We start from the raw sequence: 12,387 nt of genomic DNA on the forward strand, positions 1-12,387 counted from the left end.
AAGCGATCAGGTTCATAATTTTGCCTAAGGAATAAACACCCTCGCCTTAAACTTACCGCTGGCAGAAGCCTGTGGACGAAACTGTGCACCAACCCCCACATTAATCAGGCTGAAAGTACCTTCTACCCGTCCGTTTTCCATTTTTGTGATGATTACGCTGCCTTCGCTGGGACGTAGCGGTGAATCAACAGAAGGGAGATACATACTGGTGTAGGCAGTTCCGGGCGGCATAAAATGGAAATGGGTGCCTGTATTGGAAAGGTCAAAAGCATAACTGCCCACACCTCCGGTCCATGTCAGCAGGAATTCACCTCCTCCCTCATCCTCGGGGTTAGACATCAGGTACCTCGATCCCATCTTTGTTACCGGAGTTACAGGAAATTTAACAGGAGAACCGCCATTAATACTGAGCTCTACCCAGCTGTCGCCCATGATCGTGATACTGGACAGCAGGTGAAGATTGCTTGCCGACGGAGCATTCAACTCCAGTTTGACGGTTGCGAAACCAGTTCCGTTGACCGAAGCAGGTGCCTGGTACTCTACAGCCTGTCCCGTTGACCGGGTCAGATTACCCTGCCCGGTCAAAGTCCATGACTTTATAAATTTTGAAGGCAGCGGAGCAGCGGTACCGACCGGATAGCCGGGTTCATTGTAAGGCCCGTTCGGATTGTTGACCAAAGGCACAAACAAGTTATCCCAATCCGCTTCGGTAAATATCAGGGCACGAATGCTTAATTTGTTACCCGTTTCGACTTCGGCTTTATAAGGTGAAAGCGAGATTCTGTTCATCAGGGACCAGTCGCTGAAGTGCGTCGTCTTGAAACTTAACGTCTGGCCGGCTGTATTAAGACCGTGTGCCCCTACAAACTTCCAGACGCCGTCGTCCATCTGGTAGGCAAAGCCCAGAGTCTGCAAAAGACCGATACTGTCTGCCTGGGCAGCCCATGATGAAGTGATGGTAACGGGTTTGGCAAAAACCTGTCCGTGAGGCAGCAAGCGGTAAGACTTGCCGATACCCGCAATATTGGTATTGCTGACAGGCTCAATGCTCACCGTGGTGGCGGCAGTCAGTGCCCCCTGCGGAATATCAACGGTGAGACTCCCGTCCGACGATTGTAACTGCCCGCCTTCAGGGCCGATTTTCTTGGCAACAGGAGTTCCCTTACTTGTTCCTTTCGGCCGGACCAGCGGCGTGATCTCAGGTGATTGATCAGGTTCGGCGTTGTTTTCATTTTCACAGGCAGTGAAGAGAGAGATGCTGCTGATAATCAGTAAGGAAAAATAAGTTTTTTTAAGTAACAGTTTCATTGATTTGTAATTATTAAATATTAAAAGTGATGTCAGGAAGGTTCATTGTTACGCACGTGTTTCAGAACCTGCAACTTTACACGAACACCCGGATTTAAGGTCCCGGGCAACCGGATAACCAGTCTGTTTCAAACCGCATTCCACGCTTTTTCAGCCGCTTTGAAGCTGATATTAACTACGGATTCGGCTGCTGTGCAGGAAAGAAAGATGCCGGTACTTGCGGTATCCGGGAAACGCATCAACACGACAGAACGGCCTCCGGCGTTGTCTGCCCTCACCGCCCGTCTCTGCAGCTGATTTGCCAGTCCCGTGTAAATTCCCTCGCTTCTTCCAATTGCGTAAGAATCTCCCGGAAACCCCGCTCACTGACTATAAGTCCTGCCTGAAAAGCCCTGGCAAAACTGACCATGTCTTCCATGGAATGGCATATTCCGGCGGTGGTGTAAGCGGCATAGGTCTGTGGGTCGCAAACTCTAGTCACCGGGCTTTCGCTGACAAAATAGCTTTCGATCATTTTTAACGGAGCCATAATACGGGTATTTATAATCTGTTCATAAAGCAGTCTGTAAAAGCTTTCTGCAGCTGTTGAAAGACAGACAAACCCGTCTTGCTCTACGAGATATTCCTTCTCCTTGCGATAAGAAGCGATTACCTCTCCTTTCCGGACCATGGCCCGGGCGAAGGGAGCTTCAAAAGGGAGTTTTGCTGAAGCTTTCTTTACCAGTCCAGCCACCTGGCTTTCCGGCACTTTGAGATCGGTTGCTGGTTCGTCGTGATATTCACAGGCTTGTAATGAACCCACCAGTATTATTGCGACGATGCATCTCAACAATGAATTTTTCATAATTTGTTTTTTAGCTTTTTCAAAATTTACCTCAGTACTCAAAAGTCGTCCGGATGGTGTAGACATCTGCCTTTGTCGTGTAGGATCTGTATTTGGTCAGCAGTTCCTTCGGATAACCCTCTGCATCATAGGTGTATTTAAAATCGTAAGCTATGATTTCAGGATGTGCCCCTGTCCAGGTTTTCCACTGAACGGCCATGTTGTGCTTCGGAAGATGATTCAGAAATAAGTCAGGAATGCCCAGGTGAACGTAAGGGTTGATCAACCTGTCATAGTTGTAAAGCCCCTCTTCCAGGTTGCCGTGCCTTGAGAACTTATCCGCAAGTACACCCCCGGCATGCATGGTTTTGCTGTAATAACCGGTGTAGTCGCCATGTTCGTAGGTATACACCACATCCGCACGGTAGTCCTGCTGATGACCGGACCAGGTTTCAAGCGGGAAATAATGAACGACTGCCCTGGTCAACAAAGCCCCTTTCTTTTCTTCCATGCCGGTGAGCTTTCCTTCAGCATTGTATTGTGCGGACATTGTTTTTACCAGCCGGCTATTCTCATCGTAGCTCAGGATACCTGTGATCTTATTGTTGGTGTATTCGTACACATCCTTTTGTACCACATAGTTCGACATGTCCGGACGCTTGCCCAGCACCTGCTTCTGTTTCAGTTGCCCGTTCGGGTGGTATTCATAACTGGTTTTAGTAAGCGGAGAGGAAGTTGTGTTTACTACCTTGGTTTCAAATACCGTCTTCAGTTTTTTTGCGGGTCTTTCACCGCCCATGGTGTACACCATATTTTCTTTAATCTGCCCCTTCGCCAGGGTAAATTCGTCTTTGATACCCCATGTTAAAATAGAAAGCTGGTGTTTTACCGCCTTTCCTGAAAGACTGACAGCCTGCTTGCCTCCGGCCAGGGAATAGGCATGATACGTCATTTCGTTCTTAACATCCCAGCTTCTCACCACGAGCTGGGTAGGGATACTGTCATACACCACCTCTCCGATTCTGATGACCGGGTGAACAAAAATCTGCTTATCTGAATCCGGGTCTGTCTGGGGTTTGCCGAAGGTGCCTTCAGGATATCCGAAGCCGGAAGCTGCGTCGGAAACGGCAACGGGAAGTACTTCCAGCCTGACCTCCTTCAACGTGTTTTCATCCAGTGTCAGGGCAATGCTAAGCGGTTTTGTTACCATCAGAGCTTTCGGAGAACCCGCCACAGGCGTAGCAAACCGGGCGACTTCCTCCCCATCAGTGATAACCAGCTTTCTGATTACAAACGATCCTTTCGGTAGTTTAACGACTGCCGTGGTATATTGCCGGTCAAAAACGACAGCAGCAGACAGATTCACAACCGTGCCCTTTGCACTCTCTACAGCAAGAACCGCGGTGAGGTTATTCGGTACATCCCGGTATCCGGTCATATTTTCAAAGACAATCCTGAAGCTTCTCTGCGAAGTGGTATCCTGCGGAGGTGTGCCTGTGCCAGGCAAATCGACGATATCCGTTTTACAGGAAAAAACAACAAACAGTAACAATAAGAAGGCAAAAAATACATTAGTTTTCATGGCTTTAACGGATACAAAAATTTTAGGTCCGGACACAGCGATTCCCTGACGGAAATCTCATCCGAAAAATGATTCAGTTTAATTTTTAACATGTTTTCAGGGCTTGTAAAACCCTCCCGGGAAATTACCTGAGCCGGTAAAGGCACTGACTTATCTCAACATACGCTTTCAGCAGAAAACTCACACGATACGGTTCTTCAGGGCTTTGACTACCGCCTCACTCTTGGAGTTTACCTGCAGTTTCTCATAGATATTCCTGATGTGTGACCGGACGGTATCGATCGATATATTCAGGTCGGCCGCCACCATTTTATAGCTGTTGCCATCTACCAGCGATTTCAAAACGCCTCTCTCTTTTTCAGTGAGGCCATAGTTGATATCACCCGGCAACATTCCTGCAAACATCTGCAAGACTTGTGTCGCAATAGAGGAATTCATAGGTGCCCCTCCTTCATATACATCTTTTATGGCATTGACGATGGCAGAGGGCGTGCTTTTCTTTAAGATATAGCCGTTGGCACCGTAACGGATGGCATCGTAGATGTTCCTGTTGTCATCAAAAACCGTCAGCATGATAATTTTCACGTGCTGGTTCTTTTTACGGATCATGCGTACGCCTTCAATGCCACTGGCACCCGGCATGTCAATGTCCATCAGCACTACATCGGGCTTAAGCAGCATCACATCTGCCTGGGCTGCTTCACAGTTGGCAAACTTACCGATTACCGCAAACTCGTCGGTCTGATCAAGCAGCATGCCCATTGTTTCGCGGAACTGCTCAGCATCGTCGTATAAAAGAACCCTTATCATAAGAATATCAACTTAATATTTTAAATCACTGTCAACGGTCCGGGTTTAATAAAGTCGCTGAAAATCTTTTGTAAGCCCTTCATTGTCTTGACGATACAAATATCGTACATGCTTTTTTTGAAAACAACGCATATTCATGTGATAGGGACGGATAAACTGACGGTTGTGCCCTCTCCAGGTGCTGAAATGACCGATAATTTCCCTTTTAAACCGGCAGCCCGGCTTTGCATGTTCTTCAGGCCGTTCCCTCTCACAGCCGATCCGGCGGCCGTTGTTTCAAATCCAACCCCGTTATCTGTAATGGTCAGGGTCAGTGTACCTCCTTTTTTAGACAGGTTAAACACCACCACCGTACAGTCAGCGTATTTAACGATGTTATTGAGTGCTTCTTTGAAGATGAGGAATATTTCCCGCTTCGGCTCCATCGGCAAATGCAGTTCCGGGACGGAAGGATCTACCTCAAAACGGTAGTCGATGTGCCGGGGCTCAAGGACTGTCCCGGCGGTTTCCTTCATCCTGGCAAGTATCTTACCGATGTTGTCATTCACCGGATTGATGCTCCAGACAATATCGTCCATCGCTTCCATCATCTGGTGGGTGGTTCTGCTGATGGTACCCAGGTACTGCCTGCTTTTCTCTTCGTCCGGCGTTTTTTGGGCCATTGTACTGAGGATATTGATGGTACTCAGCGTTGAGCCCATGTCATCGTGCAGGTCCCGTGCCAACCGGTTACGTACTTTTTCAATGTGCAGGAGTTTCTGAAGCCGCAAACGGTGAAGATAAAAAAGAATGGCTGCACCGGCAGAAACCACCAGGGCATAAAACCAGACGGTCCTCCAGAACGGCGGCCTGATCCTCAGCTTCAGTTCTGTTATAGTGGCTGAATACTGCCCCTCTTCGTTCCGTGCACGAACCAGGAAACGATACTGCCCGTGCGGCAGAAAGTTATATTTTACACGTGGTGACGACGTAATGATAGTCCATCCGGTATCAAGCCCTTCCAGTTTGTATTCATAGGTCAGCCGGCCTCTCTGGACAAAACTGATGGCCGCGAAATCAATCCCAAATGCATTGTTGACATAGGGCAAGGTAATGGTTTTGAGTTTCAGCAATGAGTCAGCCGGAAGGTAGCGGTCGTTCAGTTCAAAGCCTGTTATAGTAACGTCCGGCGGCCTTGCCGATGTTTTATATTCTTCAGGATTGAAAACCACAAGGTGCTGGTTTCCGCCGAAAGCCATCCGTCCATCCGACAAAACCAGGCTTCTTTCCGGAACATAGCTGTTGTTATGCACGGTAATAAGTCCGTCCTGCTGTGAATAGCGGGTGAGTATCCTTGTTGAGGTATTGAGTTTAAAAATACCGGCTGAACCACCAATCCAGATGTTGTTGTCCCTGTCTTTCTGCAAAGTAAACAATTGTCCCCGGAACTGGCCCGTGGGAAGATAATCAAAATCAACGTGAAAACTCCTGGTGTTAACCGAGCCCAGTTTTTCACCGGCAATCAGGCAGGTCCCGTCATCCAAAGGTAAAATATCCCTGATCCCGGTAATAAGACCCGACCGGGCATTTTGTTTGCCTATAGACCGGATAATCTTTTTTTGCCGCATATCAGCCACAAACAAACCCCTGCCGTTAACAGCCATCCAGAGCTGATCTTTACCTACCCTGACCATCCTGCTGACAGGTCCTCCCAGCCGGAAAGCCCTTTCCATTTTCCGGGGATTACCGGGATCGAAGACAAAAACATCTCCGTTTTGGAGTCCCGCCCAGAGCTGTCCTTCATCGTCCTTTATGAGTTGCCGCACCGGGTTATTTTCAAAAGCTTCCGGCCGGTAAAGTCCGGCTTTTTTACGAAGAGGGTCGTACCTGGCAAGCCGCCCGCCGTCACACCCGGCCCAGATTTGTTGTCTGTCATCAGCACAGAGTGCCCAGACAAATTTGGTGTAGCTGTCCAGGTTATTGAGTTCTTTTACAGCCGCCGCCTGCAGGCCGCCGGAAAAAACGTAGGTGCCTCTGCCCCAGGTGCTCATCCACAGGTTCCGTTGACCATCTTCTATCAGACTGCTGATGGTGCCGCGGTGTTTTTCCTGGCTCAAAATAATGCGGACGTAGTCATGCTTGTTGCCGGAGGTATAAAAAAGACCGTTGTCTGTGGCCACCCAAAGCAACCTTTCCCGGTCCTCTAATATGCCTGAAATGGAATTAAACTGTATCCCGTACGGATTATTTGCCGCTGACCTCAGGTCTGAAAAAAGCTTGTTCTGAAATGCCCGGAAACAATTCAACCCATACGCTACCGTAATAGAATCTTCGAAGTTGCCGAAACCATACACCTCGAAGTAATCACCCTGCTGATCGTCCGGGACTAATGCCCGGGTGGTGTATTTTTTCTTTTTCCCGTCAAAACAAAGAAAACGGGACTCCATCCTCGAAGCCTCTGCCATCCAGAACCGGTTTTCTTTGTCAATATACAGCCTGGAAACAGCCGCCGGGGTCAGCGGGTCTTTCAGCAAAGGGTCATTGAAAGGATTGTGTGAAGCTGAGTAATAAGAATGCGTCTTTTTGTCCCAGTACCCAAAACCGTTTAACGCCAGCATCCAGTACCTGTTTTGAGCGGGGTCTTCTACTACATCGGTTATCAGCAGGTTTGCCGGAACCTGAAACGGGCTGGCTGCTTTTGAAAAACCTTTTTTCTTTTCATCGAAATACTGGCAGTTTCTTCCTGTCAGAACGAGAAATATTTTCCCTGAGGCGTCTTTTTTCAGCCAGATACGGTTAGGATTAAAAACCTCCCCGCTGTTTTCATAAGGGACGTAGTCAACTGAAAATGACCGGGGATCAAAAATCCCCACCTTATTGCCTGATCTGATCCACACACGCCCGTCCCGGTCAGAAATCATCTGGTCGGTCCGCTCATAATGGATAGTCCGCATGGTGGCTCCGTCATAACGCTGGAGTCCGCTTTGTGAGCCGATCCACAGATAACCGGTCTTATCCTGCCAGACCGAAGATATGTTGTTGGAAAGAAGCCCGTCACCAATAGAGAGGCGGTTGAAAATGTAGTTTTGGGCATGTCCGCTTCGCAAGACAGCCATAAAGATGCCGATGATTGCCAGATATCTCAAAACCATACGGCAAAGTTAAGCAAATACGATGAAGGAATTATCGCATAAATATGCGGGAGGATTGGAAAAGAGGGAATTCTGCTGAAAGTAAAATTCCTTCGGAAACAAAAAAAGAGGCTGCCCGATTTTACTCTGGACAGCCCCTGGTTACTCTCACTCAATAACACCTTGAATTAGTAAACCTCCACTCAACACTTAAATTTAAATCTCACTCAATAGCCAAATGTTTTAAAAAAGTAAATTTTTCACTCAATAATGTAAACCTCTAAAATAGTAAACCTTTCACTCAATACTTAAAATCAATTTTCACTCAATAGTCTTAATCTTTTTAAAAAAAATACGCTTTTTCACTCAGTAATGTAATTCTTAATAATAAGTAAATTTTCCACTCAATAAAGTAAACTTCTAATTGTTTTTGGGTCGCTTGTGTGGCTAAATTGCCAGTTAATTTTTACTTTTTGGACCACACTCAGGCAAGGAACTTACCGTTGTATTTTTTGTATCTTCCCGGGCCTTTCCAGTTCGACTGAAGCTCTATCTCCCTGCTGGTCATAGTACCATATACTACAGACTCGCTGAATTCAATGTCAGAAGGGAACAGGTCAGTTTTAAAGGTCTCTCTAAAAGAGGTAGTCAGGGTAAGGGTCTTGGGAAATGTTTGTTTTGTAATGTTGATCTGCTTCATCGCAAATCCTTTAGTGTTCAGATGATATAAAACATGTACTCCTGGTTGCTTTGCTTCTGCGTGATGAACTTCTGTTAAAGAAGGCGTACTGTCTGATGTGTTACAGTAGGCTGTCTGAATCCCTCCAAGGCTGATGATCAATGCAAGGGTCATTAATTGTTTTGCTCTTTGAATCGTCGTTTTCATCTCGTTTTATAATTTCTGGCATGACACGCTTTCTTCCGTGTGCCGTACCTGGTTCGGCTTGACGATACAAATCTGGGGCTTATCCGGCGAGAATGTCGGGAGGCAGGCGGAATTTTAGCGGAAATATTCCCGATAAATTCAAATAAAATATTTCCGGAAAATTTCGGCATAATTTTAGCACGAGAATTTGGGAAGAAATTTCCGAGAAACCCGGGAGATTATTCAATCATAAATTTCATTATAACTGATTATCAGACTTATAGATAATCAAATCAACAATAGGCCAATAAAATGTCAGTAGTAAAAAAAGAGTCCGGATTCTCAACGGATGAGATAGAAATACTTTTTCATCTTATTCAAAAGATAAGAAAAAAGAACCTGAGGGTTACCCATGGCCTCGAAAATCTTCCTGAAAAAAATGAAATCGATCAGATGGCCATCATCCTCAACAATAAATTCAGGGCTTTGTCTAACCCCAAAGACCCGAAAAACCTGTTGGATAACATCAAGACGATTTTCAACTCGCATTACGGGATTGAAAACAAGGTGCCCCGCTATCCATCCGTACGGACCCTGGAAGCGTTGTCCTCTTTTTATTATGAAGAGTTTCCCGGGGACGTTTATGAATGGAATGACATCACCTATAAACTGCTGGTCAACTGGAAAAGATTTAAGGAAGAACATGTCCTCGAAAATGAAGGAGAGCCTGTTCAGGAAGAAAGCGTATTCACGGTAGCTCCACGGAAGAATTCTGTGCCTGTCGCAGCCAGGGAAATCAATAAAAACATGGAAGAGATCAACAGCAGGGAAGGTGAGGTTATCCCTCCGAGGTTGTTAGGACTTAACCTTCTTCAGCTGGGGGCCACCAACACCGGCATCTCCCTGCTTTTAGGGGCCGGTTTGTTTACAGGATTGTTTTTAGTCTACAATCTGCTGAAAGCTTTGCCTGTTTTCACCAACAATTCCTTTTCGTTCCAAACGGAAGCCTCATTTGTTAACTTAGCTACCGTACTCCTTTTTATCTTTTTACACGAAACCAATTATTTCGGATTCAAAAAGATCGTCAATAAACTGGAAGGCAAAACCATAGTAGACGCATCTCTGAAACAGTTCCAGGGTGGCTGGCTGGGTATCCTGATCAGTTTGTTTGTGTTCTATGCCTGGCTGACGACCAAATACGTATGCTACGACATCTTTAACCTGGCGGATCCCGTCAATCAGCAGATCACACAGAAATTCAACTTCATCACCAATACATTCAGCGATTTCTTCAATCTCTTTACGGCTTTCATGTACCTGTATCTGTATTATATCCTGGATGCCAGGGCTGTTGCCACTACGGAAAACACGGGAAGAAACAGGGATTTTTCAAAAAGGATGGGCTTTGCATTCGTGACCTGTGTGGCTATATTTACTTTCACGGTTTTAGACAGGATGTACGATTGGAAAATGTTCGTCATGGTCTATTCCATCTTCACGGTGGTGGCTATGCTGATGTTTTTCAGCCGCCTGAACTCCCATTTCCTGGATGAAGGGAGTTCATTTATCCCTGTATTTTATTCTTATGCGGCTCTTCAGGCAGGATATTCATTCCTGCTGGACATGTACGACATCCGGGGAAAGGTCATCCTCTTTTCAGCCATTTTATTCAAGTTGCTTTTATTTTCTGTCATCAATAATTACATGCAGCACGGGCGTTTCAGACAATATTTTGAGAGCATGCTCATGAGGGACTCTGCCGGAAAATCCTGATCGTTCTCCCGGAATCATCCGCACAGGTGGTTTCGGGTGAGTCTTTTCAGAACTAAACTGCTTTATTTTCCCCGGCTTCTTTATACTTCAAAAATTCAATCACCACCTCTGTCCCCTTATTTTCTTCGCTGAAAATACTGATGTCGGCGTTATTCTGATCCACAAAGTTCTTGACCAGCACCAGGCCAATCCCTATCCCTTTTTCGTTCATGGTGCCATAACTTGAGATCTCCTTTCCTTCCTTTTTAAAGATCCCGGCCACTTTTTCCGCAGACATCCCGATGCCGTTATCCTTTACCGACACCCTGACTTTTAAATCTGTTTCATGATAAGTAATGACAATAGATCCGTTTCTCCTCGTAAACTTGATGGCATTCACGAGGATGTTCTGGAATATGATTCTGACATGATTAGGGTCTGCCATGACCGCTTCATGCTCAAACGGCACGTGTTCCACTTTGATTTTCTTCTCTTCTATGATGTTGTCGAATACCCCCAGCACCTCTTTAAACACCGGATATAAATAAATCTGATCCGGCTTTACCGAGATGCCCGACCGCTGGCTGTTAGCCCACAGCAGCAGGTTTTCCAGCATGAGGTTCGTGGAGGTGACCTGATCAAAAAATCTCCGGAAAAACGGCTGAACCTCTTCCGGCTTCAGATTTTCGTCTTTGAGCAACTGCAGAGACCCCAGGATAGCGGCCATAGGACTTCTTAAATCGTGACCGATGATCGAAAAGAGCTGGTCCTTTGTTTTATTCAGATGAAAAAGCTTCGTGTTCTGTTCTTCAATCAGCTGCTTCTGCACCGCAATGTCGTCCGACTTTTTCTGCAGCATCTGGTTCAGGCTGTTCTTTTTTCTCGCATTTTTATAGATAATCACCACGAGCACCACCAGGAAAATGGCAATAAGCATCACCACAAAAATCACGATCCGGATGACCCTGTTCTTCTGATGTTCCAGCTGATTTTTTTTGACCAACACCTCATTTTCGGCTTGTTTCTGAACCAGGGACAGGGCGTTGATCTCTTTTTCTTTCTTTTCATTAAAAAGACTGTCGCTATAGGCTTTGTCTATTAAAAGATAATCGTAAGCCTGTTTGTAATCACCCAGGGCCAGGTAAGTCTCATGCAGCACCTTGGCTGACCGCTGAAAATCCCATTTGGTATTCGTCTTCTTAGCCAGGCTGTGGGCTTTCAGTCCGTATTCTACCGCCTTCTGATACTCTCCCCTCTTATTAAAACACTCAGCCAGCCCTGCGTAGGCAAAGGTATTTTCCCAGTCGCTCTGATAGGTGGCGTTGTTGATCACAGAAAAATACATCGCGATGGCTTTTGAGGCCTGTCCCAGTTTCAGGTAATAATCCCCGAGTCGGTTATTGGCCATGGCCAGCATATTCTGGTCATTGATTTTAAGACTCAGGTCTTTGGAGAATGTCAGGTAGTGAATGGCACTATCCAGCTGGTTATTTTCAAAATAAGCCAGCCCGATGTTAAAATAATTGGCCGAGAGGCGGTTTCTATTTTTGAGTTGCTGATTCAGCTGAGCTGCTTTTTTAAATTCTTTCAGGGCAGGATTCAGTTTCTTTTGTGCCAGGTAAATAAGCCCTATAATGTTGTAGGCATTGGCCTTCCCCAGGTCGTAGTTGATCCGGTTACTGATCCGCAGGGCGTTCAGGCTGTTATTCAGGGACAAATCGTAATTCCCTTTGATATAATGTATCTTGGCAAAATTAGAGAAAGCCATTGCTTTCCCCTGCTCAAACTGCAGGAGTTCCGCCATTTTCAAAGCTTCGCCTGAAAAAAACAAGGCACTGTCGGAAGCATTCTGAATGTAGATATTGGCGATACCGTTCAGCAGGCTGACCCTGGCCGTGTCGGGTTCGGCAGACCCGGATTTCTCCCACCGGTGCCATTTCTGAAGCAGATCTGAAAGTTTTTGTTGTTGCGAAAAAACGGAAAAAGTAGCTAAAATGCACAATAATGCACTACAGAATAGCTTCCTGAACATATACTTAAATTAATCGGGATAAGGGCTCTGACTTCACTCAAAGTCTGAGTCTGAAATATACAAGTTTTTATGTTGTATTTAAGTAGAAAATGAATTTTGTTAGAT

The 12,387-nt window shown here is 46.0% G+C and carries 8 protein-coding genes; 1 reads left to right on the plus strand and 7 read right to left on the minus strand.

Annotated elements, in window-relative coordinates:
* Positions 1–24 precede the first annotated feature (24 nt).
* The 6 genes from GVN16_RS13920 to GVN16_RS13945 form a co-directional block, all read right to left on the minus strand.
* A complete protein-coding gene (locus GVN16_RS13920) occupies positions 25–1,308 on the minus strand; it encodes a hypothetical protein (protein ID WP_166564511.1) in 1,284 nt (427 codons plus the stop codon).
* A 274-nt stretch (positions 1,309–1,582) separates the two neighbouring features.
* Entirely contained in the window at positions 1,583–2,152 is a 570-nt protein-coding gene (locus tag GVN16_RS13925; RefSeq protein WP_166564512.1) for a hypothetical protein, read from the minus strand.
* Between the two features lie 31 nt (positions 2,153–2,183).
* A complete protein-coding gene (locus GVN16_RS13930; protein WP_166564513.1) occupies positions 2,184–3,713 on the minus strand; it encodes a hypothetical protein in 1,530 nt (509 codons plus the stop codon).
* Between the two features lie 180 nt (positions 3,714–3,893).
* Positions 3,894–4,523 carry a response regulator transcription factor gene (locus tag GVN16_RS13935; RefSeq protein WP_166564514.1) on the minus strand — a complete coding sequence of 210 codons (630 nt, stop codon included), beginning with the start codon at positions 4,521–4,523 and terminating at the stop codon, positions 3,894–3,896.
* 134 nt (positions 4,524–4,657) lie between these two features.
* Complete coding sequence (locus GVN16_RS13940) at positions 4,658–7,648, minus strand: triple tyrosine motif-containing protein (RefSeq protein WP_166564515.1); 2,991 nt, start codon at positions 7,646–7,648, stop codon at positions 4,658–4,660.
* Between the two features lie 469 nt (positions 7,649–8,117).
* Positions 8,118–8,519 (minus strand): hypothetical protein, encoded by a 402-nt coding sequence (locus tag GVN16_RS13945; protein ID WP_166564516.1) that lies wholly within the window; start codon positions 8,517–8,519, stop codon positions 8,118–8,120.
* Positions 8,520–8,810: 291 nt separating this feature from the next.
* Between GVN16_RS13945 and GVN16_RS13950 the strand changes: the two genes are divergently transcribed.
* A complete protein-coding gene (locus GVN16_RS13950) occupies positions 8,811–10,271 on the plus strand; it encodes a hypothetical protein (protein WP_166564517.1) in 1,461 nt (486 codons plus the stop codon).
* A 52-nt stretch (positions 10,272–10,323) separates the two neighbouring features.
* On the opposite strand, the gene GVN16_RS13955 is transcribed toward GVN16_RS13950, so the two are convergent.
* Positions 10,324–12,282 carry a tetratricopeptide repeat-containing sensor histidine kinase gene (locus GVN16_RS13955; RefSeq protein WP_166564518.1) on the minus strand — a complete coding sequence of 653 codons (1,959 nt, stop codon included), beginning with the start codon at positions 12,280–12,282 and terminating at the stop codon, positions 10,324–10,326.
* Positions 12,283–12,387: the final 105 nt, after the last annotated feature.

This window comes from Emticicia sp. CRIBPO (assembly GCF_009905725.1).
Classification (GTDB): Bacteria; Bacteroidota; Bacteroidia; order Cytophagales; family Spirosomataceae; genus Leadbetterella.

What these genes read in the sequence shown, in the direction of transcription:
- GVN16_RS13930 (WP_166564513.1), bottom strand. Translation starts at nt 3,713, where the DNA reads ATGAAAACTAATGTATTTTTTGCCTTCTTATTGTTACTGTTTGTTGTT.
- GVN16_RS13935 (WP_166564514.1), bottom strand. Translation starts at nt 4,523, where the DNA reads ATGATAAGGGTTCTTTTATACGACGATGCTGAGCAGTTCCGCGAAACA.
- GVN16_RS13945 (WP_166564516.1), bottom strand. Translation starts at nt 8,519, where the DNA reads ATGAAAACGACGATTCAAAGAGCAAAACAATTAATGACCCTTGCATTG.
- GVN16_RS13955 (WP_166564518.1), bottom strand. Translation starts at nt 12,282, where the DNA reads ATGTTCAGGAAGCTATTCTGTAGTGCATTATTGTGCATTTTAGCTACT.
- GVN16_RS13925 (WP_166564512.1), bottom strand. Translation starts at nt 2,152, where the DNA reads ATGAAAAATTCATTGTTGAGATGCATCGTCGCAATAATACTGGTGGGT.
- GVN16_RS13920 (WP_166564511.1), bottom strand. Translation starts at nt 1,308, where the DNA reads ATGAAACTGTTACTTAAAAAAACTTATTTTTCCTTACTGATTATCAGC.
- GVN16_RS13950 (WP_166564517.1), top strand. Translation starts at nt 8,811, where the DNA reads ATGTCAGTAGTAAAAAAAGAGTCCGGATTCTCAACGGATGAGATAGAA.